This window comes from Micromonospora sp. S-DT3-3-22, from assembly GCF_015354745.1.
GTDB lineage: Bacteria > Actinomycetota > Actinomycetes > Mycobacteriales > Micromonosporaceae > Micromonospora > Micromonospora wenchangensis.
The window spans coordinates 1-26555 of sequence record NZ_JACGMO010000111.1; the positions used below are offsets into that span (position 1 = coordinate 1).

Below are 26555 nucleotides of genomic sequence, written 5' to 3' on the forward strand. Positions count from 1 at the left end.
TCCCTGCGCGACGCTCGTCCGATCTGAGGGCACCGGCGGCGACCGCCAGCGCGGCGCGGTGCAGCGGAATCGACACGTCTCCCCCTTCCGGCGCCCCGGGGCAGCGCCGGACCGACCCGGACGCCGACCTGCCGTACGGGATGAATCGTCTCACCCTCCGACCGACGGCACATCCGATACGGCGGAACCGTCGCGTACGCTCGGGTCGCTGTGACCTCCATCGACCAGAACCCCGCCGTCCCGGTGGCCCGGCCGGGCACCGGGACGATCCGCACCTTCCACCCCCGACGGGGCCGGATGACCAGCCGGCAGACCGACGCGCTGGCCCGGCTGCGGCCGACGTACGGGATCGAGATCGCCGACCTCGACGGGCCGGTCGATCCGGCCGGGTTCTTCGGTCGGGGCGCGCCCGTGGTGCTGGAGATCGGCTCCGGGATGGGTGACGCCACCGCGGCGATGGCCGCCGCCGACCCGGACCGGGACTACCTGGCGGTCGAGGTGCACACCCCGGGCATCGCCAACCTGCTCGACCTGGTGCAGCGGCACGGCCTGGGCAACGTCCGGGTCGCCCAGGGTGACGCGCTGGACCTGGTCCGGGCCATGCCGGAGGGCTGCCTGGACGCGGTGCACGTGTTCTTCCCCGACCCGTGGCCCAAGTCGCGGCACCACAAGCGGCGGATCATCCAGCCGGAGCACGTGGCGTTGCTGCGGTCCCGGCTGGTCGGCGGCGGGACGCTGCACTGCGCCACCGACTGGGCCGAGTACGCCGGGTCGATGCGGTCGACGCTGACCGCCGACCCGGAGCTGGTCGACGTCCACGGCGGGTACGCGCCCCGGCCCGCCCACCGCCCGGTGACCAAGTTCGAGCGCCGGGCCCTGACCGCCGGCCGGGCCGTCTTCGACCTGGTGCACCGCCGCGGCTGAGCCCGCTGTGTCGCCCGTCCGGCGGTATCCGACCGCTGGCGATACCGCTACCTCGGCCCACAGGCGGTTCCGCGCACGGGTGATCGGGACGGGGCGGACGGCCCGGTTGGCGTACGGGGTGGTGGTGCGGGCACGATGGGGGCGCTATGACGCTGACTGCCGCGCTGCCTCGAAGCGCCGACCCCGACACCCTCTTCGACGCGTTCGCCGGCTGGGCGTCCGAGCGTGGGCTGGACCTCTACCCGCACCAGGAGGAGGCGATCATCGAGATCGTCTCCGGCGCGAACGTGATCATGAATACGCCGACCGGTTCGGGCAAGAGCCTGGTCGCGATCGCGGCGCACTTCACCGCCCTGGCCGACGACCGGACGAGCTTCTACACCGCGCCGATCAAGGCCCTGGTGTCGGAGAAGTTCTTCGCGCTCTGCGAGGTGTTCGGCGCGGAGAACGTCGGGATGCTGACCGGCGACGCCAGCGTCAACGCCGACGCCCCGATCATCTGCTGCACGGCCGAGATCCTGGCCAACCTGGCGCTGCGCGAGGGTGCGCGAGCCGACGTCGGCCAGGTGGTGATGGACGAGTTCCACTTCTATGCCGAGCCGGACCGGGGCTGGGCCTGGCAGGTGCCGATCATCGAGCTGCCGCAGGCGCAGTTCGTGCTGATGTCGGCCACCCTGGGGGACACCACCCGGTTCGTCGACGACCTGACCCGGCGTACCGGCCGGTCGACCGCCGTGGTCCGGTCGGCCGAGCGGCCGGTGCCGCTGATCTTCTCGTACGCGATGACGCCGCTGCACGAGACGCTGGAGGAACTGCTGGAGACCAAGCAGGCCCCGGTGTACGTGGTGCACTTCACCCAGGCCTCCGCGTTGGAACGCGCCCAGGCGCTGATGAGCGTGAACGTCTGCACCCGGGCCGAGAAGGACATGATCGCCGCCGCGATCGGCAACTTCCGGTTCACCTCCGGCTTCGGCAAGACGCTGTCGCGGCTGGTGCGGCACGGCATCGGCGTACACCACGCCGGCATGCTGCCCAAGTACCGCCGGCTCGTCGAGACGCTGGCCCAGGCCGGGCTGCTGAAGGTCATCTGCGGCACCGACACGTTGGGCGTGGGCATCAACGTGCCGATCCGCACGGTGCTGTTCACCGGCCTGAGCAAGTACGACGGGGTGCGGACCCGGCTGCTCAAGGCCCGCGAGTTCCACCAGATCGCCGGCCGGGCCGGGCGGGCCGGCTTCGACACCCTGGGCCGGGTGGTGGTGCAGGCCCCCGAGCACGTGATCGACAACGAGAAGGCCCTGGCCAAGGCCGGTGACGACCCGAAGAAGCGGCGCAAGGTGGTGAAGAAGAAGCCGCCGGAGGGCTCGGTCGGCTGGGGCGAGCCGACGTTCCAGCGCCTGGTCGAGGCCGAGCCGGAGCCGCTCACCTCCAGCTTCCAGGTCAGCCACTCGATGCTGCTCAACGTGATCGGCCGGCCGGGTGACGCGTTCGCCTCGATGCGGCACCTGCTCACCGACAACCACGAGGACGCCGCCGCCCAGCGCCGGCACATCCGCCGGGCGATCGCCATCTACCGGGCGCTGCGGGCCGGCGGGGTGGTCGAGCAGCTCGACGAGCCCGACGAGACGGGGCGACGGGTCCGGCTCACCGTCGACCTCCAGCTCGACTTCGCGCTCAACCAGCCGCTGTCGCCGCTGGCGCTGGCCGCCATCGAACTGCTCGACGTCGAGTCCCCGTCGTACGCGCTGGACGTGTTGAGCGTGATCGAGTCGATCCTCGACGACCCGCGCCAGGTGCTCTCCGCGCAGCAGTTCAAGGCGCGCGGCGAGGCGGTGGCCGCGATGAAGGCCGAGGGCATCGAGTACGAGGCCCGTATCGAGCTGCTCGACGAGGTGACCTGGCCCAAGCCGCTGGCGGAGCTGCTGCACGCCGCGTACGAGATGTACCGGCAGGGGCACCCCTGGGTCGCCGACCACCAGCTCTCCCCCAAGTCCGTCGTGCGGGACATGTACGAACGCGCGATGACCTTCGGCGAGTACGTGCAGTTCTACGGGCTGACCCGGTCCGAGGGGCTGGTGCTGCGTTACCTGGCCGACGCGTACAAGACGCTGCGGCAGACCGTGCCCGAGGACGCCAAGACCGAGGAGCTGGTCGACCTTATCGAGTGGCTGGGCGAGCTGGTCCGCCAGGTCGACTCCAGCCTGATCGACGAGTGGGAGCGGCTGCGCAACCCGTCCGACGTCGCCGACGCCGCCCTGGCCCACGCGTCGCTGGAGGAGCGGGTGCCCGCGGTCACCCGTAACGCCCGCGCCTTCCGGGTGCTGGTCCGCAACGCGCTGTTCCGCCGGGTCGAGCTGGCCGCCCTGCGCCGCTGGTGGGACCTGGGCGAGCTGGACGGGGCGTCCGGCTGGGACGCCGACGCCTGGGCGGAGGCGCTGGAGCCGTACTTCGCGGCGTACGACTCGATCGGGGTGGGGCCGGACGCGCGGGGGCCGGCGCTGCTCATGATCGAGCAGGGGCGGGAGAAGTGGACCGTCCGGCAGATCCTGGACGACCCGGAGGGCGACCACGACTGGGGGATCAGCGCCGAGGTCGACCTGGCCGCCTCGGACGAGGTGGGGGCCGCCGTGGTCCGGGTGACGGAGGTCGGGCAGCTCTGAGTTTTCTTCGCAGGGGCCGTCCGGTGCGTCCGTGTCCGGTCCGGGCAATGGTGGCCGCCGGTCGCGTGGATGGCCACCAGCGGGACAGCTTCCTGCGGACGATCCGCCGTGATCTCGTCCGGAATCAGTTGGCCAATTCTTGGCCGCCTGGGGCGTTACGGCGAGGCGGGAGTCGGGAGTTCACCGAGCGCGCTTCGCGCGAGCGACTGTCCGACGGGCGTCGAGCCAGGCGACTACGGCTGTCCGTATCCGAGGCGAGGAGACGGCTTCGCCTCGCCGTCTCGCGCTGAGTTGGTCGATCAGCCAGGTTGGGGCGTGCGCCTGTTTGATGGCCTGCGTCTTGGTGAGGAGTTCGCCCTTGTCGAGTGCGTGGCGACCCCTGGCCATGGAGGTGAGGCCGAGTTCAGCGATGGTGGGGTCCACCCATATCCACGGACGTCGAGCGGCCCAGGCCCAGTAGCCGGTGAGCTCGGCGCGGGCCGCCGCTCGTATGTCCTCGGCTGAGACTGCGGGGAAGACCTCGCGCGGCGAGCGTCCGAAGACCTCGTATCCGTGTCTCGCCAGTTCTGCTCTTGTGACCCGGGAAAGAATGCGGTGAACGAGTTGGCCGTGAGTCCAGGTCGGATGCTGCTCCTCGATAGCGGGGATGGTCGCGGTGTCGACATATACGCAGCCCAGGCTGAAGCCCGCGCCGCTCCCGCTGTCGAGTCGACGGTGGATCACTGAAAGTGCCGCCTGCCGACCGGTGTCAACAGGGCCGTCAACAAGCGCAACCAGGTCAAGATCGCTGATACGTGGGACGTAGTCACCGGTGGCCAACGACCCTGCCACCAGGAGATCGCTGACCCAACCGAGTTCCTTCAGTTCGTAGCCAAGGTCTCGAACGGCAGCAGGTGATGTCGCCATGGTGGCGAGTGTAGGAAACGCCTGCAGCAGCCGACATGAATTTCGCTGCTCGATGGTCTCGCTCAACTGTTGTCCCGCAGTCCGGTCCGACCCGACGTCGCTGTACGCCTATTGCTGGAATGGATCGATCACAATGTGGCGGGGGTTCGGTGCGTCGACGGCCAGCAGGGCCTCTCCGATGGCGAGGGCGGTCCCGTACGCGAGCCCGATCTCCACGACCCTCCGCGCCTTCTCGGCGACCAGGGGGTCGCGGACGAGGTCGCCGTCGCGTTCGGGCAGGGTCGCGGTCTGGGAGTCGCGTTCAGGTCCGTGCGTCCATACCGGCCCTTTCTGGGCAGTTGGTTGGGTACATCCCGAACTCGCGTTCTGCGTCGTTCGTCGCGCGACCAGTGTCCGGAGGGGCAGTCGGAGGGAGCCGCGGGAGAACCTCAGGGACGGGCTGGCCGTCTTCGGGCGGGCGAGACCACGCTGTTGGCCATGTTCCGGCGGACTGGCCAACTTCAGCCGGACTGGACCAGGATCGGCGGCCTCCACCCCTGGGCGATGTCACCCCCGTCGATTAGAATGTATGTACTAATCGAGTTCCTGACCTGGGAGGACGCTCGTGACCGCGCCCATCAACGCCCCCCTCACGCCGTACGCCACCCTCCTCGGTTTCACCCGGTACGTCGACCGCACCGGTCCCACCAAGGCAAGCTTCGTCGGCGGGCTGCGCAAGCAGCGGGCCAGCCGGCACGGCTTCAACCCGCACGGCCAGTTCGTCAAGGCGCTCAAGGCCGACATCGCCTTCCACACCGGCGGCACCCACCTGGCCGGGGTGGCCGATCTGGTCAAGCCGCGCTGGCGTCCGCTCTACCAGGCACTGACGCCCGGCGCGACGGCATGGCTGGCGTCGCTCGGCGAGCCGGCCGGCGTCGACCTGGCGCAGACCCGCGACGCCCTCGCGATGCTCGGCGACCTACCCGTCAAGATCAACCCCCACTTCGGCGTCCGGTACGCCGACGGCCACGCCGAGGCGGTGCGGCTGCACTTCGACGAGACCCCGCCGAGCGAGGAGGCGGCCCTGGCCACCCTGCACCTGATGGCCCGGCACATGGACGCGGTGCTGCCGCACGCCGAGCCGGTCCTGGTCGACGTGCGGCGGGGGGTGGCACACCGGACGCCCGAGCACGTCAAGCCGGCACAGGTCGAGCAGTGGCTGGCCGGCGAGGCGGCCGCCTTCCGCGCCATCTGGTCCACCGCCGCCTGAGCGCACTCCCGGCACATCCACTTATGCATTGACCTGCATAATTGTTTAAGACAGATCGGACGGCAGTGTCGCCGTCCGATCTGTCGGTCGTTGCAGACTTTCCCAAAGACCGTTCCGATCACCGCCCGGGCCGGCCCCGTCCGTAGAGTGTTGCGGAAATCAGGTCCCTCTACCTCGATGTGTAATGGCGCAGGGAAGCACCAGTCGATCGGAGGTGGAATTCCCGATGAGTCACGTCCGTTTCCGCTACTTCGCCGGAGCCGAATCGATCCCCGCTGAATTCGTCCACCGAATACGCACCGACCTGGCCCGGTCGATGCCCCGCCACCAGGTGGCCGACTACCTGACCACCAAACAGCACATCCTGCGGGAGAGCCACCACCTCGTCGCGGCCGAGACGGCCCACGGGTGCGTCGGGCTCATCGCCGCCACCGAACGCGACCCCGACGACCGGCCCTTCACCTACGTCGAAACCCTGCTGGTCGCCGAGGAACACCACGGGGGAACCGTCGCCTTCGGTCTGGTCTCCCGACTGTTCCGCGAAATCACCCACCGACTCGGCGACTTTCCGGAACTGGTGGCCATGAAGACCTACACGCCGAAGGCGTACACGGTGATGCGCCGGTTCACCGTCCACGACGACATCCGCTGCTATCCGTCCCTCGACGGCTCCGACCCCGACGAGGTGCGCCGGCTGGCCGCCCGACTGGCCGCCCGACTGTCACCGGAGTGCCGGTTCGATCCCCGTACCGGGGTGGTCGTGCACGGCGGCGGCACGGTCGGCAGTGACTTCTGGCGGTACCGGCCACGCTCCGGGAACCGGCGCGTCGACACGTTCTTCGCCGCCGAGGTCGGCGAGTTCGACCGGGTGCTGTGCCTGGTGCACGCCCCGACACCGGCCGCCCGCGCGGCACTGGCCGCAGCGCTGCGCATCACCCCGAATCCGGCACCCCGACAGGAGATCGCGTGAACGACGTAACCATGTCCGGCGGTGCGGCACGGGACTGGCTGGCCGGGAAGGGCTACCCGTTCACCGACAACGTCGAATTCCGCCGCTCGGCCGGCGAGTTCGACGGGGGCGGCCAGTTCGGCGTCGAGATCCCGGCGGTGAACTCGATGCGCGACCTCGAAATCATGGTCAAACTGCTCAACGAGCACGGGGTCCGGGTCACCCGGTTCAACGAGACGCTCGGGTCCTTCCTGCTCTCCGACGCCGAACTGACCGACATGTTCGCGCTGTGCCGGGAGAACGACCACGGCATCGTGGTCAGCCTCGGCCCCCGCCCCGAGTACGACACGAAGAGCGCCTTCTACCGCACCGGCTTCGGCCTGGAGATGGGCCGGCAGATCAACAACAGCGACGGCATCCGCGCCTGCGTGGCCGAGGCGCTGCGGCTCGCGGCGCTCGGCTGCCGGGGCATCACCGTCTACGACATCGGCGTGCTGCGGGTGCTCGCGGAACTGCGGTCCGACGGGCTGCTCCCGGCCGACCTGGTCTTCAAGACCTCCAGCCACTGCATGCCGACGAACCCGTTCCTGGCGCGGATCTTCGCCGAGAACGGCGCCGACAGCATCACCCTGGCGCACGACCTGGGCCTGCCGATGATCCAGGAGATCCGGCGGCTCAACCCCGAACTGCCGATGGACGTGCCCACCGACGTCTACCGCACCAAGGGCGGCTTCATCCGGTTCTACGAGCTGGCCGAGATCGTCCAGATCGCCGCGCCGGTGATGCTCAAGATGGGCGCGAGCGTGCAGGAGCACCCGTACGACCCGCCGAGTGAGGCACGGACCGTCGAACGGGTCCGGCGCGTCGCCCGCGGCCTGGAAATGCTGGACCGCCACCTTCCCGACAAGACCGCCATCTCCCGCCGCAGCCGGCAGTACGCGATTCCGGCCGCGGCGTCCGACCGACGACAGGGGCCGGCAAGCGTATGACCAAGAACGAGCACGCCGCATTCAAGCAGGAGGTCGACGAACTGCTGCGGCAGATGGTGCAGCAGTTCTACCGCGAGGTCGAGGGCGCGGACCACCTCTTCCGGGCCAGGGACATCAACATGGCCTACTACCAGCGGCACGTCATCGAGATCATTCTCCGGCTGCGGATGAAGCGGTGGATCGACGCGCTGACGATTCACTACTTCACCAAGCACAACCCGGTGCTGGCCAAGAAGTGGTGTGCCTACACCGAGGACGAGATGCTGCACGACTCGATGTTCGCCAAGGACCTGGAACGGGTCGGGGTGAGCCGGGAGGAGATCTACTCGACCGAGCCGATGTTCTCCACCAAACTGCTCCAGGGCTACTTCTACTACGGCCTCGAACACGAGGGCCGGCCGCTCGCCTCGCTGTCCAGCTCGTACTTCATCGAGAACGTCTCGCTGATGACCCAACCGGACTGGATCGAGAACGTCGAGCAGGTGCTCGGCGCGGGCATGGCCAAGGGGCAGCAGGCGCACGTCAACCACGACCTGGAGGACGACCACACCGATTTCGTGTGGGACGTGCTCATGACGTTCGTCCACACCGACGACGACCGGCGACGGGTGGTGGAACACATCACCAACGTGTACCGGCTGTTCTGCGCCTTCTACACCGAGCTGTACCACCGCACCGTGCTCAAACAGGACGGCGCATTCGCGGTGGTGAAAGCGCTGACCCACCCCTGACGGGGCGAATCGCGGGCGGATGCGGGTCACCTCGGGGCGCCGGTCGCGGTGTTAGTGTCGGGCCCACCTTCCGTCGGACGGCGGTCACGTCACCACCGGTGGCGTGACCGCCCGTCGACCTCCGTCGCCGAGGAGAATGATCGCGATGGCCGTCACCGGCAACCGTCGTGCCGTCGTTTCCGTGCAAAGCCGGGAATGCAGCCCCGAACTGTTGGAACGGTTGAGCGGATCGACGTTGTTTCCCGAACGGCCGGTCGGGGCGGCGATCGTCGCGGTGGTCTGCCGAGGTGGCGGTTCGCTGCTCTACGTCACCGCGCCCCGGATGATCGACGCCGACCGCCAGGTGGACTACTTCCTCGGGCTGCTGCCGCAGGAACCGGTCGACGGGCGGGACCCCCGCCGGGAACGGGTGGTCGTCGGCAGCCTCGACGATTCCTCGTCCCGCTGGCTGAGCGACAAGCTGCTCGACCCGACGAACCCGGAGGCCGCGCGGCTGCGCGGGCGCGTGGCCGACTTCGTCGCCGCCGCCCGGCGGGCGGGCGACGAGATCGCGCTGAGCTCCTTCGAACCGTCCCGCAACCTCCAGGACTACGCCGCCGCCCTCGGCGTCCCCGGGGACCAGGCCGACGCCGGGTACATCCCGCTCGGCACCAAGAGCGCCGGCCGGGACATGTTCCGGGCACTCGGCATCGAGGTGCCGGCGGGCACCCCCGAGTGCCACGACGTCGACACGCTCGCCGAGGCGGTCGCCGACCTCGTGCTGGCCGGGCGACGCCGGCTGGTGCTGAAGCTGAGCAGCACCGCGTACGGCGCGGGGATGGGCAACGCCACCCTCGACCTGACCGACGTCACCGGCACCGACCGCGCCGAGGTCGTCGCCGAGGTGGCCAAGCGGCTGCCCGGCAGCCGACTCGTCGACGGCAGGCTGGGCTGGGCGGAGTTCACCGGCCTGATCCCCCGCGCCGGCATCGTCGCCGAGGAGTTCGTCGAGGCCGACGAGCTGCGCAGCCCCAGCTTCCAGGGCCGGGTGACCCCCGCCGGTGCCGTCGAGTGCGTCTCCACCCACGACCAGGTGCTCGGCGGGATGGGGCTCACCTACGTCGGCAGTTCGTTCCCGGCCGACGCCGGCTACCGCGCCACGGTGGTGGAGTACGGCCTGCGGGTCGGCCGGTATCTCGTGGCGCGGGGCGTCACCACCGGCGACTACGGCGTCGACTTCATCGCCGCCCGCCGGGGTGACACGTTCCGGGTGCTCGGCTGCGAGCTGAACCTCCGCGCGACGGGGACCAAGCACGGTTTCGTGATGGCCAGCCAGCTGCTCGACACCGTGCCGGACGCCGACGGCCGGCTGTTCACCGACACCCCCGACGGCCGCGCGGAGCGGGTCTACCAGGCGTCCGACTCGATCACCGACCTGTCGTTGGTGGGGCTGGCCCCGGCCCGGCTGATCGACGCCGTCGAGCGGTCACCGCTGCGCTACGACCACACCCGGCGCACCGGCACGGTGCTGCACATGCTCAGCGCGCTGCCCGCCTACGGCAAGTTCGGCGCGGTCTGCATCGGCCGGAACGCGGCCGAGGCGGCCGGGTTGATGGGCCGCACCCGCGCCCTCGCCCTGGACGTGGCGGCCCGCAGCACCTGAGCCCGCCGCGCCCCGCCACGACGACGGCTCAGTCCTCCGAGGCGGGACGGCTCGCCGGGACCGTCGGCATCGGCCACTGCCCCGTCCGGACGATGGCGGAGGCGTCGAGCCGCTGCTCGGCCCAGATGTACGTCTCCGGCAGCAGATCGGCCACCGGCACCTTGCGCAGCGCGTCCAACGGTCCGACGATGACCCGGATGCCCGGGTGGTAGTCGAGCAGCACCTGCCGGCACCGCCCGCACGGCGGGATCACCCCGCGCCCCCGGTCGCCCACCGCGACGATGGTCTCCAACTCGCCCACGCCCTGGGTGGCGGCGGCACCGATGGCCACCAGCTCCGCGCAGGGGCCACCGGTGAAGTGGAAGAGGTTCACCCCGGTGAAGACCCGGCCGTCGGTGGTCCGGGCCGCCGCCGCGACGGTGTGGTTCTCGCTGCGGCAGCGCAGCTTGGCGACCGCCGTGGCGGCCTGGACCAGCGCGCGGTCGGTGTCCAGCATCGTCGTCGTCATCCGGCAGCCCCCCGTGGTCACGTCGTCGACGCTCAGCGTAGCCCGGCGGCAGCCGTTCTCCCGGGCAGCGCACCGGGGGACGCGGCCGGCCCGCAGCGGCCGGACCGGGTGCCGCCCGCCAGCCGCGCACCGGCCGCCCCGACCCGCCACGACCTGCACCGGGACCCCACCGGACCTGCCACCGGACGGCCGCCGTGGGGGTGGCGGGGAGCCCGGGGGCGTAACCCGGGGGCGGTCCGGCGGTGGGCTGCCTATCCTTGGCGTCGACATGCAGAATCCAGCCGCCTCCGGTCCCGCCGCGCCCGCCGACGCCCCGACCGCCCGTGAGCTGCACCGCCGGCTCACCCCGTTGATGTTCCGCGACCAGCGTCGCCTCCAGCGGCGGCTGGACGGGGTGCGCAAGCTGCGCGACCCGCAGCGGCGCGACGAGGCGCTGGCCGAGATCGCCGGTGAGGTGTCCCGGGCGGAGGGCCGGCTGGCCACCCGGCGGGCCGCCGTGCCGACGATCACGTACCCCGCGCAGTTGCCGGTCAGCGAGCGCCGCGACGACATCGCCGCCGCGATCCGCGACCACCAGGTGGTGATCGTGGCCGGCGAGACCGGCTCCGGCAAGACCACCCAGCTACCCAAGATCTGCCTGGAGCTGGGGCGCGGGATCACCGGCCTGATCGGGCACACCCAGCCCCGCCGGCTGGCCGCGCGGACGGTCGCCGACCGGATCGCCGAGGAGCTCGGCACCGAGCTGGGCGACGTGGTCGGCTACAAGGTGCGCTTCACCGACCAGGTGAGCGACCGTAGCCTGGTCAAGCTGATGACCGACGGCATCCTGCTGGCCGAGTTGCAGACCGACCGGATGCTGCGCCAGTACGACACGTTGATCATCGACGAGGCGCACGAGCGCAGCCTCAACATCGACTTCATCCTCGGCTACCTGCGGCAACTGCTCCCCCGGCGTCCCGACCTCAAGGTGGTCATCACCTCGGCGACCATCGAGACCGACCGGTTCGCCCAGCACTTCGCCGACGCCGACGGGCGGCCCGCACCGGTGGTCGAGGTCTCCGGGCGGACGTACCCGGTGGAGGTGCGGTACCGGCCGCTGGTGGAGGTCACCGAGGGCGACGACGACGGGGCCGACGACGAGGAGAACGTCCGCGACCAGATCCAGGCGATCGGCGACGCGGTGCAGGAGCTGGCCGCCGAGGGTCCCGGCGACATCCTGGTCTTCCTCAGCGGCGAACGGGAGATCCGGGACACCGCCGAGGCGCTGGGCAAGCTGACCCAGTCGAAACGCGCGCTGCTCGGCACCGAGATCCTGCCGCTGTACGCCCGGCTGTCGGCCGCCGAACAGCACCGGGTCTTCGCCCCGCACCCCGGACGCCGGGTGGTGCTCGCCACGAACGTCGCGGAGACCTCGCTGACCGTCCCCGGCATCAAGTACGTGGTGGACCCGGGTTCGGCCCGGATCTCCCGCTACTCCAGCCGGCTCAAGGTGCAGCGGCTACCCATCGAGCCGGTCTCCCAGGCGTCGGCCAACCAGCGCAAGGGCCGCTGCGGCCGGACCTCGGACGGCATCTGCATCCGGCTCTACGACGAGCAGGACTTCGCCTCCCGGCCGGAGTTCACCGACCCGGAGATCCTGCGCACCAACCTCGCCTCGGTCATCCTCCAGATGACCGCGATCGGTCTCGGTGATCTCGCCGCGTTCCCGTTCATCGACCCGCCGGACCGGCGCAACATCACCGACGGGGTCAACCTGCTGCACGAGCTGGGCGCGCTGGACCCGACCGAGACCGACCCGGCCAAGCGGCTCACCCCGCTGGGCCGGCGGCTGGCCCAGCTCCCGGTCGACCCCCGGCTGGCCCGGATGGTCATCGAGGGGGAACGCAACGGCTGCGCCACCGAGGTGCTGGTGATCGCCGCCGCCCTGTCGATCCAGGACCCCCGGGAACGGCCGGCGGAGAAGCAGGCCCAGGCCGACCAGGCGCACGCCCGGTTCACCGACCGGGAGTCCGACTTCGTGTCGCTGCTCAACCTGTGGCGGTACCTGCGTGAGCAGCAGCGGGAGCTGTCCTCCAGCGCGTTCCGCCGGATGTGCCGGGCGGAGTACCTCAACTACCTGCGGGTGCGCGAGTGGCAGGACATCGTCGCCCAGTTGCGTCAGGTGCTGCGTACCCCGGAGCAGGGCGACGGGCGGCGGGGCCGGCGGGGCGCGGCGCAGCCCCCGGCCGACGGGGGCCGGCGCGGGGTCGCCGCCGACCTGCCGGAGGAGATCGACACCCCGAAGGTGCACCAGTCGCTGCTGCCCGGCCTGCTGTCGCACATCGGGCTCAAGGACGCCCAGAAGCACGAGTACCTGGGCGCGCGGGGGGCGAAGTTCGCGGTCTTCCCGGGGTCGGCGCTGTTCAAGAAGCCGCCGCGCTGGGTGATGGCCGCCGAGCTGGTGGAGACCTCCCGGCTGTGGGGCCGGGTCGCCGGGCGGGTCGAGCCGGAGTGGGTGGAGCCGCTGGCCCAGCACCTGGTCAAACGCAGCTACAGCGAGCCGCACTGGGAGAAGAAGCAGGCCGCCGTCATGGCCTACGAGAAGGTCACCCTGTACGGCGTCCCGCTGGTCAGCTCCCGCAAGGTCAACTTCGGTCGGATCGATCCGGCGCTGAGCCGGGAACTGTTCATCCGGCACGCCCTGGTGGAGGGCGACTGGCAGACCCACCACCAGTTCTGGCGGGACAACGAGAAGCTCCGCACCGAGGTCGAGGAGTTGGAGAACCGGGCCCGCCGCCGGGACATCCTGGTCGACGACGAGAGCATCTTCGCCTTCTACGACCAGCGCGTCCCCGCCGACGTGGTCTCCGGCCGGCACTTCGACGCCTGGTGGAAGGTGGCCCGCCGACAGCAGCCCGACCTGCTCACCTTCACCCGGGAACTGCTGGTCAACGCCGGACGCGGCGGGGTCGACGAGGCCGACTTCCCGGACGAGTGGCGGGCCGACGGGGTGACCCTGCCGCTGACGTACACCTTCGACCCGACCGCGCCCACCGACGGCGTCACCGTGGACATCCCGCTGCCGCTGCTCAACCAGGTGCCGGCGGAGAGCTTCGACTGGCAGGTGCCGGGGCTGCGCGAGGAACTGGTGATCGCGCTGATCCGGACGCTGCCCAAGGCGGTGCGGCGCAACTTCGTCCCGGTGCCCGACCACGCCCGCGCGGCGCTCGCCGCGATCACCCCCGGCGAGGAGCCGCTGCTGGACGCGTTGACCCGGCAACTGCGCCGGATGACCGGGGTGACCGTGCCCCGGGAGGCGTGGGAGCCGGCGAAGCTGCCGCCGCACCTGCGGGTGACGTTCCGGGTGATCGGTGACGCGGACAAGCCGGTCGCCGAGGGCAAGGACCTGCCGGCCCTGCAACGCCAGCTCCGCCAGGAGGTACGGCAGGTGGTGGCCGCCGCCGCGCCGGAGGTGACCCGGACCGGGCTGACCGGGTGGACCATCGGCACCCTGCCGCGCACCATCGAGCAGGTGCGGGCCGGCTACGCGGTGACCGCCTACCCGGCGCTGGTCGACGAGGGCACGACGGTCGGGGTGAAGGTCTTCGACTCCGAGGCCGAGCAGGCCGCCGCGCACTGGGCGGGCACCCGGCGGTTGCTGCGGTTGACCGTGCCGTCCCCGGCGCAGTTCCTCCAGGGGCGGTTGAGCAACGAGGCGAAGTTGGCGTTGAGCCGCAACCCGCACGGCGGGGTGCAGCAGCTCATCGCCGACGCCGCCGGGGCCGCCATCGACAAGTTGATCGCCGACGCGGGCGGCCCGGCCTGGGACGCCGACGGCTTCGCCGCCCTGCGCGACCGGGTCCGCGCCGACCTGGTCGACACGGTGGTCGAGGTGATGGGCCGGGTCCGCCAGGTGCTCGCCGCCGCGTACGCGGTGGAGCAGCGGCTCGGCGCGACCCGCAACCTGGCCGTGGTGGCCGCCCTGGCCGACCTGCGTCAGCAGCTCACCGGCCTGGTGCACGACGGTTTCGTCACCGAGGCCGGGTACGCCCGGCTGCCCGACCTGCTGCGCTACCTCACCGCGATGGAACGCCGGCTGGACCGGCTGACCGCCAACCCGCAGCGGGACAAACAGCAGCAGGACCGGATCGCCACGGTGCAGCAGGAGTACCGGGACATGGTGGCCGCGCTGCCCCCGGCCCGCCGCGCCTCGGCCCCGGTGCGGCAGATCCGCTGGATGATCGAGGAGCTGCGGGTGAACGTCTTCGCGCAGGCCCTCGGCACCCCCTATCCGGTCTCCGAGCAGCGCATCTACCGCGCGATGGATGACGCCGAGGGGCGCTGATCAGGGCAGCGGTTCCACCCCCGGCGGCAGGTCGCTGGTGCTGGTGGCCGCGTGCACGTAGTCGAGGAGGATACGGCGCAGTTCCCGCCCGGCGTGGGTGGGCACGACGTCGCGGCGGCGGGCCACCGCGATGGTCCGGCGTACCCCGGGCGGGGCGAGCCGGGTGACCCGGATGCCGGGGCGGCGGCTGACCACGATGCCCGGCACCAGGGCGATGCCCAGTCCGGCCTCGACGAAGCTGAGCACGGCGTCCATCTCGCCGCCGTCGACCGAGAAGGTGGGCTCGAAGCCGGCCTCCCGGCACGCCTGGATGGTGGCGTCGCGCAGGTCGTAGCCCTCGCGGAACATCACCAGCGGTTGGTCGCGCAGGTCGGTGATCCTCAACTCGCCGCTGACCAGCGCGGCGGGCAGCGGCTCGACCGAGGCGATCACCAGGCTCTCCCGCAGGATCGGGTCGACCCGCAGCCCGGGGTCGGCCCCCTGGGCGGGCATGATGATCAGGGCCAGGTCGAGGTCACCGCGCAGCAGGTCGCGGACGAGGTCCTGCGAGCCGCCCTCCTCGACCCGCAGGTCGACGGCGGGGTGGGCGTCGCGGAACCGGCGCAGCACCGGCGGGGCGAGCGAGGTGGCCAGGCTGGGGGTGGCCCCGAGCCGGACCCGGCCCCGGCGCAGGCCGACCAGTTCCTGCACCTCCCGGGTGGCGGTGTCGACGTCGGCGAGGATGCGTTTGGCCAGCGGCAGCAGCACCTCACCGGCGGCGGTGAGGGCGATGTTGCCGCGTACCCGCTCGAACAGGGGGGTGCCGAGGGTGGTCTCCAGAGCGTGAACTTGCTTACTCAACGACGGCTGGGTTATGCCGACGATGTCGGCGGCTTGGGTGAAATGTCGTACTTCAGCCACCGCGACGAAGTACCTCAGCTGATGGAGCTGCATCTTCATAGCTTATGGCTATCGAGACTGCGAGGTCGATGCATTGGACGACTGATTGCAGGGCTCCTAGCGTCGGTCAGGTGGTAATCACGAAAACTCGGTCGCCCATCCGCTCCAACGTCGGCCTCAAGGCCGTCATGGCGGTGACGGGCATCATGCTCGTGCTGTTCCTCGTCGCCCACATGCTCGGCAACCTCAAGGTGTTCACCGGCGAGACCTCGTTCGACCACTACGCCCACTGGCTGCGCGACATCGGCAAGCCGCTGCTGCCCGGGGTGTGGTTCCTGTGGATCCTGCGCACCGCGCTGGTGGTGGCGGTGATCGGGCACATCTGGGCGGCGACCGTGCTGGCCGTACGGGCCCGCGCCGCCCGCCCGGTGCGCTACGCCCACCGCAAGAAGGTCCAGGGCAGCTACGCCGCGCGCACCATGCGCTGGGGCGGCGTGATCATCCTGCTCTTCGTGATCTACCACATCCTGGACCTGACCACCGGCACCCTGAACCCGGTCGGCGACGCCAGCAACCCGTACGGCAACGTGGTCGCCGACTTCGCCCCGGACCGCTGGTACGTGACGCTGTTCTACACGCTGGCGATCGTCACCGTCGGCTTCCACCTGCGGCACGGGCTGTTCTCCGCGTTGCGCAGCCTCGGCCAGCAGACTCCCCGGGGCGAGCGGCGGGCCCGCACCGCCGCGCTGGTCTTCGCCGTCGTGCTCTGCGCCGGCTACCTGGTGGTCCCGTTCGCCGTACTCACCGGATTGGTGTCCTGACATGGAACTCTTCACCGAGGGCGAGCCGATCGCCGACACGAAGGCTCCCGACGGCCCGGTCGAGAAGCGCTGGGAGACCCGCCGCTTCGAGGCCAAGCTGGTCAACCCGGCGAACCGACGCAAGCTGACGGTGATCGTGGTGGGCACCGGCCTGGCCGGTGGCTCCGCCGCCGCCACCCTCGCCGAGCAGGGCTACCGGGTGCGCAGCTACTGCTACCAGGACAGCCCACGCCGGGCGCACTCGATCGCCGCGCAGGGCGGCATCAACGCCGCCAAGAACTACCGCAACGACGGCGACTCGGTGCACCGGCTCTTCTACGACACGGTCAAGGGCGGCGACTTCCGCTCCCGCGAGTCGAACGTGCACCGGCTCGCCGAGGTGTCGGTCAACATCATCGACCAGTGCGTCGCCCAGGGCGTCCCGTTCGCCCGCGAGTACGGCGGCCTGCTGGACACCCGCTCCTTCGGCGGCGCGCAGGTGCAGCGCACCTTCTACGCCCGGGGCCAGACCGGCCAGCAGCTGCTGCTCGGCGCGTACCAGGCCCTGGAGCGGCAGATCGGCCTGGGCAACGTGGAGATGCACACCCGCCACGAGATGCTGGAACTGGTCGTGGTGGACGGCCACGCCCGGGGCATCGTGGTGCGGGACATGGTCACCGGTGAGATCAGCACCGAGATGGCCGACGCGGTGGTGCTCGCCTCCGGCGGCTACGGCAACGTCTTCTACCTCTCCACCAACGCCAAGGGCTGCAACGTCACCGCCAGCTGGCGGGCGCACCGCAAGGGCGCGTACTTCGCCAACCCCTGCTACACCCAGATCCACCCGACCTGCATCCCGGTCTCCGGCGACCACCAGTCGAAGCTGACCCTGATGAGCGAGTCGTTGCGCAACGACGGCCGGGTCTGGGTGCCGAAGGCCAAGGGCGACGACCGCGCCCCCCGGGACATCCCGGAGGACGAGCGGGACTACTACCTGGAACGGATCTACCCCTCGTTCGGCAACCTGGTCCCCCGGGACATCGCCTCCCGGGCCGCCAAGAACGTCTGCGACGAGGGCCGGGGTGTCGGCCCGACGAAGCTCGGGGTCTACCTCGACTTCGCCGACGCCATCGACCGGCTCGGCCGCAAGGCCATCGAGGCCAAGTACGGCAACCTGTTCGAGATGTACGAGCGGATCACCGGCGAGGACCCGTACCAGGTGCCGATGCGGATCTACCCGGCCGTGCACTACACGATGGGCGGGCTCTGGGTCGACTACGACCTCCAGTCGACCATCCCGGGCCTGTTCGTCATCGGTGAGGCGAACTTCTCCGACCACGGCGCGAACCGGCTCGGCGCGTCGGCGCTGATGCAGGGCCTGGCCGACGGGTACTTCGTGCTGCCCACCACGATCGCCAACTACCTGGCGTCCGGGCCGCTGGAGAAGGTCGACGCCAGCCACCCGGCGGCGGTGCAGGCCCGGCGCGACGTCGAGGACCGGATCGCCCGGCTGCTGGCCGTGAACGGCGACCGGACGGTGGACTCGTTCCACCGGGAGCTGGGCCAGATCATGTGGGAGCACTGCGGCATGGAGCGCTCCGAGGCCGGGCTGCGCAAGGCGATCGACGAGATCCGGGCGCTGCGGGAGCAGTTCTGGCAGCGGGTCCGGGTGCCGGGCGACGGCGAGGGGCTCAACCAGTCGCTGGAGAAGGCCGGCCGGGTGGCCGACTTCTTCGAGCTGGCCGAGCTGATGTGCATCGACGCCCTGCACCGCGAGGAGTCCTGCGGCGGCCACTTCCGGGCCGAGCACCAGACCCCCGACGGTGAGGCGCAGCGCGACGACGACCGGTTCGCCTACGTGGCGGCCTGGGAGTTCACCGCCACCGGTGGGCCGGCCGTGCTGCACAAGGAAGACCTGAAGTTCGAGTACGTCCACCCCACGCAGCGGAGCTACAAGTGAACCTGACCCTGCGCATCTGGCGTCAGTCCGGCCCCCAGGACAAGGGGCGGATGGTCACCTACCCGGTCGACGACGTCTCCCCCGACATGTCGTTCCTGGAGATGCTCGACGTGCTCAACGAGCGGCTGATCCTCGCCGGGGAGGAGCCGGTCGCCTTCGACCACGACTGCCGCGAGGGCATCTGCGGCATGTGCGGCCTCATGATCAACGGGGACGCGCACGGGCCGCAGCGCGGCACCACCGCCTGCCAGCTGCACATGCGGCAGTTCTCCGACGGCGAGACGATCGACATCGAGCCGTGGCGGGCCCGCGCCTTCCCGGTGATCAAGGACCTGGTGGTCAACCGGAGCGCCTTCGACAAGATCATCGCGGCCGGCGGCTACATCACCGCGCCGACCGGCAGCGCCCCGGAGGCGCACGCCGCCCCGGTGGCCAAGGCCAACGCCGACGCCGCCTTCGAGTCGGCCGCCTGCATCGGCTGCGGCGCCTGCGTGGCGGCCTGCCCGAACGGCTCCGGAATGCTCTTCACCGCCGCCAAGGTCACCCAGCTCTCGCTGCTGCCGCAGGGCCAGCCGGAGCGCTACACCCGGGTGATCGGCATGGTCGACGCGCACGACGAGGCCGGCTTCGGCGGCTGCACCAACGCCGGAGAGTGCACCGCGGTCTGCCCCAAGGGCATCCCGCTGAACACCATCGGCCGGCTCAACCGGGACTACCTCACCGCGACCGCCAAGCGCGGCGACACCCCCGGTTCCTGAGCACCTGAGCCCCACCGCGACCGCCGCACCCCGCCCGGGATGCGGCGGTCGCGCCGTTCCCGGGCCGTGGTCGCCCCGGGGCAGGTGGGACCGGGGTCGCCGGTTCAAGCGCCTCCCTCGGGGTAGCAGTCCCGTCGACGGCACCGAGAGGGGATTTCAGGCATGAAGGCGCTGACCTGGCACGGCCGGCACGACGTCCGGGTGGACGCCGTACCGGACCCCCGGATCGAGGAACCGACCGACGCGGTCGTCCGGATCACCTCGACCGCGATCTGCGGCTCCGACCTGCACCTGTACGAGGTGCTCGGGCCGTACCTGAAGCCCGGTGACATCCTCGGGCACGAGCCGATGGGCATCGTCGAGGAGGTCGGCTCCGGGGTGACCCGGCTCAGGCCCGGCGACCGGGTGGTCGTCCCGTTCAACATCTCCTGCGGGCACTGCTGGATGTGCGAGCGGCAGCTCTACGCCCAGTGCGAGACGACCCAGGTGACCGCCGAGGGCAAGGGCGCGTCGCTGTTCGGCTACACCTCCCTCTACGGCTCGGTCCCCGGCGGGCAGGCCGAGTACCTGCGGGTCCCGCAGGCCCAGTTCGGCCCGATCACCATCCCGCAGACCGGGGCCGACGAGCGCTACCTGTACCTCAGCGACATCCTGCCCACCGCCTGGCAAGCGGTGAGGTACGCCGACACCCCGCCGGGCGGCACCCTGGCCGTGTTCGGGCTCGGCCCGGTCGGGCAGTTCTGCGCCCGGATCGGCCGGCACCTCGGCGCGGGCCGGTTGATCGGGCTGGACCTGGTGCCGGAGCGGCTGGAGATGGCCCGCCGGCACGGCATCGAGACGCTCGACGTCAGCCAGCTCGACGACGTGCCCGGCGCGCTGATCGACCTGGTCGACGGGCGCGGCCCGGACGCGGTGATCGACGCGGTCGGCATGGAGGCGCACGGCTCGACCAGCGGCAAGCTGGCCCAGAGCGCCGCCGGGCTGCTGCCGGACAAGCTCGCCCGGACGATGATCGACAAGGTCGCCGTGGACCGGTTGACCGTGCTCAAGGCCGCCCTCAGGGCCGTCCGGCGCGGCGGCACCGTCTCGATCTCCGGGGTGTACGGCGGCGAGGTGGACCCGATGCCGCTGATGGAGATGTTCGACCGGGGCATCCAGCTGCGGATGGGCCAGTGCCACGTGCGCCGGTGGACCGACGAGATCCTGCCGCTGCTGTCCGGCGACGACGACCCGCTGGGCGTGGAGGACCTGCGGACCCACCGGCTGCCGCTGGTCGACGCGCCGAAGGCGTACGAGATGTTCCAGAAGAAGGAGGACGGCTGCGTCAAGGTCGTGCTGGCACCGTGAGCCGGGTGGTGGTGGTCACCGGGGCCACCAGCGGCATCGGCCGCGCGGCGGCCCGGGAGTTCGCCGGGCGCGGGGACCGGCTGGTCCTCGCCGCCCGCTCCCCCACCAGCCTGGCCGAGGTACGCCGGGAGTGCCACGACGCCCGGCCGCCGAGATCAACCGCACCCTGGCCGCCAAGGGCTTCCCCAACACCCAGGTGCAGCCACTGTCCGACCCTCACCGGTTCTATCTCGGCACCAGCACCGCCCGGGAGACGCACGCGCTGCTGCGCGCCCTGGTCGCCGGCACGTTGCTGTCGCCGTCGTCGACCGCCCTCGTGCTCAAGCTGCTGCGCTCCCCGGTCGCCTTCACCGACGGCATCCGGCGCACCATGTCCTCGGCGGAGCGGGCCCGGGTGGCCACCAAGGCGGGCTGGTTCGTCGACGCCCGGCACGAGGCCGGTGTGGTCTTCGACACCACCGGGGCGGCCGTGCTGACCTACGTGCTCTTCGCCGACGGCCAGGCCGACCGGGACAACTTCGGTGCCACCCACCCGGTGGTGCAGGCCCGGGCCCGGCTCGGCCGGTTCTTCCTGGACGCCACCGCGCAGCTCAGGGGCACCGCCGACGCGCCCCGGCACCGGGTGGCCCGGCAACGACCCAGCAACGGCGGCTGACCGGCCCTGCCGTCCGCCCCGCCACCCGGACCTCCCACCGCCCGGCGTCCGGGCCGCTCCACGGCCCGGTCTCCCGCCGACCGGCCCCCGAAGCGGGGCGGACCGTGGCTCGGCGTGGGCGGGAGCGGCCGGCGGTGACTACCGTGTACTGCGGGACACCGGCGAGGGGGACGACACATGGGGCAACCAGCGGAACGCGCGGTCGGGCGGCGGCTCGGCGGGCGGCTGTGGCAGGTGGCGGGGTTGGCGGCGATCGCCGGCCTGGCGTGGACGGCCCGGGACGTGCCGGCGGCGCTGGGCGGCCGGCTGACCGGCGCACGGGCGCAGCGGGCCGCCCGGTCACCGCAGTTCCGCGACGGCACCTTCCACAACCGGGTGCCCACCCGCACCATGCCCGGCGGCGACCCGGATCGCAACCTGCTGCGGGAGCTGCTCTTCGGCCCGCAGCGCCGCCGCCCGACCGTCCCGGTCCCGCTGCTGCGGCCGGCTCCCGCCCCGACGACCGACGTCGCGCGGGAGCTGAACGTCGTCTGGTACGGCCACGCCTCGACGCTGATCGAGATCGAGGGGCGGCGGGTGCTGGTCGACCCGGTGTGGAGCGACAGGTGCTCGCCGTCGGCCGCGGTGGGGCCGAAGCGGCTGCACGAGCCCCCGGTGCGCCTCGACGAGCTGCCCGCCGTCGACGCGATCCTCATCTCCCACGACCACTACGACCACCTCGACATGGCCACCGTCCGGGAGCTGGTCCGCCGGCAGTCGGCGCCGTTCCTGGTGCCGCTGGGCGTCGGCGCGCACCTCGACCGGTGGGGGGTGCCCGACGACCGGATCGTCGAGCTGGACTGGTCGCAGGGGCACCGGGTCGGCGGCCTGGAGATCACCGCGACCGCCGCCCAGCACTTCTCCGGCCGGGGGCTGCGCCGCGACGGCACGCTGTGGAGTTCCTGGGTGGTCGCCGGGGCGCACCGGAAGGTCTTCTACACCGGCGACTCCGGCTACTTCGACGGGTACGCCGAGATCGGCGCGGAGCACGGGCCGTTCGACGTGACGCTGATGCAGATCGGCGCGTACGACCGGGCCTGGCCGGGCATCCACATGTTCCCCGAGGAGGCCGTCGCCGCCCACCTCGACCTGCGCGGTGACCTGCTCGTCCCGGTGCACTGGGCCACCTTCAACCTGGCCCTGCACGACTGGTCCGAGCCGGTCGACCGGCTCTGGGCCGAGGCCAAGGCGCGGGGCGTACGGCTGGCGGTGCCCCGCCCCGGCGAGCGGGTGGTGGCCGACGACCCGTCGCCGGTCGACGGCTGGTGGCAGACGATCGCCTGACCGCAGGCCCGCCGCTCAGAGCACGAAGGCGTCGGTCCACAGCGCGCCGGAGCGGCCGGACAGCACGTCCAGCATCGCCGCCGCCTGCCCGTCGGTGAGCTGGGCGACGAAGTCGACGATGGCCCGGCCCCGGGCCCGGGAGATCCGGTCCGGGGTACGCGGGTGCAGCTCCGCCTCGGCCAGTTCCACCAGGTCGGGCAGGCGGCGGGGCAGCCGGGACTCCTCCTCGGGGTCGAGCAGCCACTCCCACAGCGACTCCACCAGGGTGCCCAGCAGCCGGGCCTGGCCCCGCTGGTGCAGGGCCAGGTCGGGGCGGGCCAGCACGAAGCGGTGGTGGACGAACTTGAGCACCTGCACCTCGTGCCACTGGGCGCGGGCCAGCAGCACGTGGCCGGAGCGCACGTCCGGGGCGGCGGTCACCGTGATCGCGTCGACCAGCCGGGTGGTCCACCGGGCGGAGAACCGGGCCACGTACTGCTCCGCCTCGATCGAGCCGTCGAAGGGCAGCGCCAGCAGCCCGTCCACCAGTTCCTCGCGGACGTGCTCGACGGCGGCGGCGAACGCGTCGTCGTCGGCGATCCAGGCGTCCTTGCGGTGCAGCTGCCGGCGCAGCGCCTCGATCGCCGAGCCGGGCCGGCGGGCGGCGCCGGCCAGCGCGGCGTCGGTGACCGCCCGCAGGTGCCCGCCCTCGCGCTGCCAGGCCATCAGCTCGGACGCGACGGTGCCCTGCTGGAGCACCCCCACCCGGTAGAAGTCCTCCACGTCGTGGATGGCGTACGCGATGTCGTCGGCGGTGTCCATCACCGACGCCTCGACGGTCTGCTGCCACTGCGCGATCCGCCCGGCGAACGGCGCGCGGGCCTGCCGCAGGTCGGCCAGCTCGGTGCCGTACGCGCCGAACTTCACCGAGCCGCTGTCCGGGTCGTCCGGCGGGGCGGCGGCGCCCCGGGGGGCGGGACGCAGGTGCCGGGGGTGCGGGTCGGGGTGGTCCAGCCGGGTCCACGGGTACTTCAGCATCGCCGCCCGCACGGCGGCGGTCAGGTCGAGGCCGGTGGTGGCGGCCCCCCGGATCTCGGTGCTGGTGACGATCCGGTACGACTGGGCGTTGCCCTCGAAGCCGTCGGCCAGCCCGAGCCGCTGCCGGGCCAACCGGTCCAGCACCCGCTCCCCCAGGTGCCCGAACGGCGGGTGGCCGAGGTCGTGGGCGAGGGCGGCGGCCTCCACCACGTCCGGGTCGCAGCCGCCCAGCTTGTCGACCAGGTCCCGCTGGGCCGGGTCGGCGGTCAGCCGCTCGGCGATCGCGCGGGCCACCTGGGCGACCTTGAGGCTGTGGGTGAGCCGGTTGTGCACCAGCAGCCCGGAGCCGACCGGGCTGATCACCTGGGTCACCCCGCCGAGCCGGGCGAAGAACGGTGAGGCGACGATCCGGTCCCGGTCGGCCCGGAACGGGCTCGCGGCCAGGTCGCCGAGGGCTCGGGCGCTGCCGCCGAAGAGGCGACGGGCACGCGGGTCCGCAGGTTGCTCCATGATCGCCACGCTAGCGCAGCGGGCCGGCCGGTCGCGCCGGCTCGGCCGGGCCGGCGGCCGGTGCGGGGGTGGCGCGCCCCGGTTGGGACGGCGGGGGTGGCGCGGGGCGTCGGGGGTGGGCGGCAGAATGCAGCAGGGAACCCGAAACGAAGGCGGATCAACATCGTGACCCAGTCAGTCCATCAGCGGATCGCCGACGAGCTCGGCGTCGCCGAGCGCCAGGTGCGGGCGGCCGTGGAGCTGCTCGACGGCGGTGCGACCGTGCCGTTCATCGCCCGCTACCGCAAGGAGGCCACCGGCCTGCTCGACGACGCCCAGCTGCGCACCCTGGAGGAGCGGCTGCGCTACCTGCGGGAGCTGGACGAGCGGCGGGCCGCGGTGCTGGAGTCGATCCGCAGCCAGGGCAAGCTGGACGAGGCGCTGGAAGCGCAGATCATGGCGGCCGACTCGAAGTCCCGCCTGGAGGACATCTACCTGCCGTACAAGCCCAAGCGGCGGACCCGGGCGCAGATCGCCCGGGAGGCCGGGCTGGAGCCGTTGGCCGAGACGCTGCTCGGCGACCCGACCCGGGACCCGAGGGAGACGGCCGCCGGGTTCGTCGACGCCGGGCGTGGGGTGGCCGACGCCGCCGCCGCGCTGGAGGGCGCGCGGGCCATCCTCATCGAGCGGTTCGCCGAGGACGCCGACCTGATCGGCGCGCTGCGTGAGCAGATGTGGTCGCGGGGCCGGCTGGTCGCCCGGGTACGCGACGGCCAGCAGGACACCGGCGCGAAGTTCGCCGACTACTTCGACTTCGCCGAGCCGTACCCGAAGCTGCCCTCGCACCGCATCCTGGCGATGTTCCGGGGCGAGAAGGAGGGCGTGCTCGACCTCACCATGGCCCCCGACGTCGAGGAGGACCCGGACGCCCCGCCGACCGGCCCGACCCGCTACGAGGCGGCCATCGCCGGCCGGTTCGGCGTCAGCGACGCGGGCCGGCCCGCCGACCGGTGGCTGGCCGACACCGTGCGCTGGGCGTGGCGTACCCGGATCCTGATCCACCTCGGGGCCGACCTGCGGATGCGGTTGTGGCAGGCGGCCGAGGAGGAGGCGGTCCGGGTCTTCGCCACCAACCTGCGTGACCTGCTGCTCGCCGCGCCGGCCGGCAGCCGCGCCACGATGGGTCTCGACCCGGGCCTGCGGACCGGGGTGAAGGTGGCGGTGGTCGACGCCACCGGCAAGGTGGTCGCCACCGACACGATCTATCCGCACGAGCCGCGCCGGCAGTGGGACGCCTCGATCGAGACGCTGGCCCGGCTGGCCGGGGCGCACCGGGTGGAGCTGGTCGCGATCGGCAACGGCACCGCCAGCCGGGAGACCGACAAGCTCGCCGCCGACCTGATCAAGCGGTATCCGCAGCTCGGCCTGACCAAGGTGATGGTCTCCGAGGCGGGCGCGTCGGTCTACTCCGCCTCCGCGTACGCCTCGCAGGAACTGCCCACGTTGGACGTGTCGCTGCGCGGGGCGGTCTCCATCGCCCGCCGGCTCCAGGACCCGCTGGCCGAGCTGGTCAAGATCGACCCGCGCTCGATCGGGGTCGGCCAGTACCAGCACGACCTGTCCGAGGTGAAGCTGTCCCGCTCGCTGGACGCGGTGGTGGAGGACTGCGTCAACGGGGTCGGGGTGGACGTCAACACCGCCTCCGCTCCCCTGCTGACCCGGGTCTCCGGCATCGGCGCGGGGTTGGCCGAGAACATCGTGCTGCACCGGGACGCCAACGGCCCGTTCCGCACCCGCGCCGAGCTGAAGAAGGTGGCCCGGCTCGGCCCGAAGGCGTTCGAGCAGTGCGCCGGCTTCCTGCGCATCCCCGGCGGCGACGACCCGCTCGACTCGTCCAGCGTGCACCCGGAGGCGTACCCGGTGGTGCGCCGCATCCTGGCCAGCACCGGGCAGGACCTGCGCTCGCTGATCGGGAGGTCGGCCATCCTGCGCGGGCTGCGGGCCACCGACTTCGTCGACGACACCTTCGGCCTGCCCACCGTCACCGACATCCTCGCCGAGCTGGAGAAGCCCGGCCGGGACCCGCGACCGGAGTTCCGCACCGCCACCTTCGTCGAGGGGGTGGAGAAGATCGGCGACCTGACCCCCGGGATGCTGCTGGAGGGCGTGGTCACCAACGTCGCGGCGTTCGGCGCGTTCGTCGACGTGGGCGTGCACCAGGACGGCCTGGTGCACGTCTCGGCGATGTCGCACACCTTCGTCAAGGACCCGCGCGACGTGGTGAAGTCCGGTGACGTGGTCCGGGTCAAGGTGCTCGACGTCGACGTGCCGCGCAAGCGGATCTCGTTGACCCTGCGGCTGGACGACGAGGTGCCGGCGGGCGGTGGCCGGCCGGCCGCCGACGGGCAGCGGCGCGACCGCGGCACCCCCCAGGGCGGGCGCGGC

General features: G+C 71.9%; 19 protein-coding genes and 1 pseudogene. 16 read left to right on the forward strand and 4 right to left on the reverse strand.

Translation table 11 applies throughout. The features are described from left to right. Positions 1–297 precede the first annotated feature (297 nt). Complete coding sequence (trmB, locus tag H1A17_RS26145) at positions 298–924, forward strand: tRNA (guanosine(46)-N7)-methyltransferase TrmB (RefSeq protein WP_228544255.1); 627 nt, start codon at positions 298–300, stop codon at positions 922–924. Between the two features lie 146 nt (positions 925–1070). Further along, positions 1071–3584 carry an RNA helicase gene (locus H1A17_RS26150; RefSeq protein ID WP_194823127.1) on the forward strand — a complete coding sequence of 838 codons (2514 nt, stop codon included), beginning with the start codon at positions 1071–1073 and terminating at the stop codon, positions 3582–3584. A 180-nt stretch (positions 3585–3764) separates the two neighbouring features. Here the strand turns inward: H1A17_RS26150 and H1A17_RS26155 are convergent, their stop codons facing one another. Beyond that, entirely contained in the window at positions 3765–4490 is a 726-nt protein-coding gene (locus tag H1A17_RS26155; RefSeq protein ID WP_194823135.1) for a nucleotidyltransferase domain-containing protein, read from the reverse strand. 604 nt (positions 4491–5094) lie between these two features. On the opposite strand from H1A17_RS26155, the gene H1A17_RS26160 reads away from it, so the two are divergent. From H1A17_RS26160 to H1A17_RS35660, 5 genes are all read left to right on the forward strand, one after another. After that, on the forward strand, positions 5095–5739 hold the full coding sequence (locus H1A17_RS26160) for a hypothetical protein (protein ID WP_145918787.1): 645 nt from the start codon (positions 5095–5097) through the stop codon (positions 5737–5739). A gap of 226 nt (positions 5740–5965) precedes the next feature. Further along, entirely contained in the window at positions 5966–6709 is a 744-nt protein-coding gene (locus tag H1A17_RS26165) for a hypothetical protein (RefSeq protein ID WP_194823128.1), read from the forward strand. Further along, positions 6706–7677 (forward strand): U32 family peptidase, encoded by a 972-nt coding sequence (locus tag H1A17_RS26170; RefSeq protein ID WP_205789411.1) that lies wholly within the window; start codon positions 6706–6708, stop codon positions 7675–7677. The genes H1A17_RS26165 and H1A17_RS26170 overlap by 4 nt, the downstream gene beginning before the upstream one ends. Beyond that, entirely contained in the window at positions 7674–8408 is a 735-nt protein-coding gene (locus tag H1A17_RS26175; RefSeq protein WP_145918785.1) for an iron-containing redox enzyme family protein, read from the forward strand. Before H1A17_RS26170 ends, H1A17_RS26175 begins: the two co-directional genes overlap by 4 nt. A 181-nt stretch (positions 8409–8589) precedes the next feature. Continuing rightward, on the forward strand, positions 8590–10050 hold the full coding sequence (locus H1A17_RS35660) for a peptide ligase PGM1-related protein (RefSeq protein WP_194823129.1): 1461 nt from the start codon (positions 8590–8592) through the stop codon (positions 10048–10050). Between the two features lie 28 nt (positions 10051–10078). Here H1A17_RS35660 and H1A17_RS26185 read toward each other — a convergent pair whose 3' ends face one another. Further along, positions 10079–10558 (reverse strand): cytidine deaminase, encoded by a 480-nt coding sequence (locus tag H1A17_RS26185; protein ID WP_145918783.1) that lies wholly within the window; start codon positions 10556–10558, stop codon positions 10079–10081. Between the two features lie 268 nt (positions 10559–10826). Here H1A17_RS26185 and hrpA point away from each other — a divergent pair, with 268 nt between their 5' ends. Continuing rightward, on the forward strand, positions 10827–14882 hold the full coding sequence (gene hrpA, locus H1A17_RS26190; RefSeq protein ID WP_145918782.1) for an ATP-dependent RNA helicase HrpA: 4056 nt from the start codon (positions 10827–10829) through the stop codon (positions 14880–14882). On the opposite strand, the gene H1A17_RS26195 is transcribed toward hrpA, so the two are convergent. After that, positions 14883–15821, reverse strand: coding sequence for a LysR family transcriptional regulator (locus tag H1A17_RS26195; protein ID WP_194823130.1), 939 nt, complete (start codon positions 15819–15821; stop codon positions 14883–14885). A gap of 29 nt (positions 15822–15850) precedes the next feature. Between H1A17_RS26195 and H1A17_RS26200 the strand changes: the two genes are divergently transcribed. The 7 genes and pseudogenes from H1A17_RS26200 (at position 15851) to H1A17_RS26230 (ending at position 22604) form a co-directional block, all read left to right on the forward strand. Then, complete coding sequence (locus H1A17_RS26200) at positions 15851–16582, forward strand: succinate dehydrogenase cytochrome b subunit (RefSeq protein ID WP_088646261.1); 732 nt, start codon at positions 15851–15853, stop codon at positions 16580–16582. A 1-nt stretch (position 16583) separates the two neighbouring features. Then, a complete protein-coding gene (locus H1A17_RS26205; RefSeq protein ID WP_194823131.1) occupies positions 16584–18521 on the forward strand; it encodes a fumarate reductase/succinate dehydrogenase flavoprotein subunit in 1938 nt (645 codons plus the stop codon). After that, positions 18518–19279: a succinate dehydrogenase/fumarate reductase iron-sulfur subunit gene (locus tag H1A17_RS26210; protein ID WP_145918780.1), complete on the forward strand. Its 762-nt coding sequence runs from the start codon at positions 18518–18520 to the stop codon at positions 19277–19279. The genes H1A17_RS26205 and H1A17_RS26210 overlap by 4 nt, the downstream gene beginning before the upstream one ends. A gap of 162 nt (positions 19280–19441) precedes the next feature. Next, positions 19442–20626, forward strand: coding sequence for a zinc-dependent alcohol dehydrogenase (locus tag H1A17_RS26215; RefSeq protein WP_194823132.1), 1185 nt, complete (start codon positions 19442–19444; stop codon positions 20624–20626). 11 nt (positions 20627–20637) lie between these two features. Further along, positions 20638–20709 (forward strand): annotated as a pseudogene (locus H1A17_RS35665) (hypothetical protein); the annotation flags it as partial. Positions 20710–20756: 47 nt separating this feature from the next. After that, entirely contained in the window at positions 20757–21281 is a 525-nt protein-coding gene (locus tag H1A17_RS26225; protein ID WP_194823133.1) for a serine hydrolase, read from the forward strand. A 177-nt stretch (positions 21282–21458) separates the two neighbouring features. Further along, complete coding sequence (locus H1A17_RS26230; protein ID WP_145918777.1) at positions 21459–22604, forward strand: MBL fold metallo-hydrolase; 1146 nt, start codon at positions 21459–21461, stop codon at positions 22602–22604. A 15-nt stretch (positions 22605–22619) separates the two neighbouring features. Here the strand turns inward: H1A17_RS26230 and H1A17_RS26235 are convergent, their stop codons facing one another. Then, the gene (locus tag H1A17_RS26235; protein ID WP_194823134.1) at positions 22620–24131 is read right to left on the reverse strand and encodes a deoxyguanosinetriphosphate triphosphohydrolase family protein; all 1512 of its coding nucleotides are present in this window, start codon (positions 24129–24131) and stop codon (positions 22620–22622) included. Positions 24132–24296: 165 nt separating this feature from the next. On the opposite strand from H1A17_RS26235, the gene H1A17_RS26240 reads away from it, so the two are divergent. Further along, positions 24297–26555 (forward strand): Tex family protein (locus tag H1A17_RS26240; RefSeq protein ID WP_309236873.1); only part of this gene is annotated, 2259 nt, incomplete at its 3' end.

What these genes read in the sequence shown, in the direction of transcription:
- H1A17_RS26185 (WP_145918783.1), bottom strand. Translation starts at nt 10,558, where the DNA reads ATGACGACGACGATGCTGGACACCGACCGCGCGCTGGTCCAGGCCGCC.
- H1A17_RS26155 (WP_194823135.1), bottom strand. Translation starts at nt 4,490, where the DNA reads ATGGCGACATCACCTGCTGCCGTTCGAGACCTTGGCTACGAACTGAAG.
- H1A17_RS26195 (WP_194823130.1), bottom strand. Translation starts at nt 15,821, where the DNA reads ATGAAGATGCAGCTCCATCAGCTGAGGTACTTCGTCGCGGTGGCTGAA.
- hrpA (WP_145918782.1), top strand. Translation starts at nt 10,827, where the DNA reads ATGCAGAATCCAGCCGCCTCCGGTCCCGCCGCGCCCGCCGACGCCCCG.
- trmB (WP_228544255.1), top strand. Translation starts at nt 298, where the DNA reads ATGACCAGCCGGCAGACCGACGCGCTGGCCCGGCTGCGGCCGACGTAC.
- H1A17_RS26200 (WP_088646261.1), top strand. Translation starts at nt 15,851, where the DNA reads ATGCATTGGACGACTGATTGCAGGGCTCCTAGCGTCGGTCAGGTGGTA.
- H1A17_RS26235 (WP_194823134.1), bottom strand. Translation starts at nt 24,131, where the DNA reads ATGGAGCAACCTGCGGACCCGCGTGCCCGTCGCCTCTTCGGCGGCAGC.
- H1A17_RS26230 (WP_145918777.1), top strand. Translation starts at nt 21,459, where the DNA reads ATGGGGCAACCAGCGGAACGCGCGGTCGGGCGGCGGCTCGGCGGGCGG.
- H1A17_RS26175 (WP_145918785.1), top strand. Translation starts at nt 7,674, where the DNA reads ATGACCAAGAACGAGCACGCCGCATTCAAGCAGGAGGTCGACGAACTG.
- H1A17_RS26165 (WP_194823128.1), top strand. Translation starts at nt 5,966, where the DNA reads ATGAGTCACGTCCGTTTCCGCTACTTCGCCGGAGCCGAATCGATCCCC.
- H1A17_RS26215 (WP_194823132.1), top strand. Translation starts at nt 19,442, where the DNA reads ATGAAGGCGCTGACCTGGCACGGCCGGCACGACGTCCGGGTGGACGCC.
- H1A17_RS26205 (WP_194823131.1), top strand. Translation starts at nt 16,584, where the DNA reads ATGGAACTCTTCACCGAGGGCGAGCCGATCGCCGACACGAAGGCTCCC.
- H1A17_RS26150 (WP_194823127.1), top strand. Translation starts at nt 1,071, where the DNA reads ATGACGCTGACTGCCGCGCTGCCTCGAAGCGCCGACCCCGACACCCTC.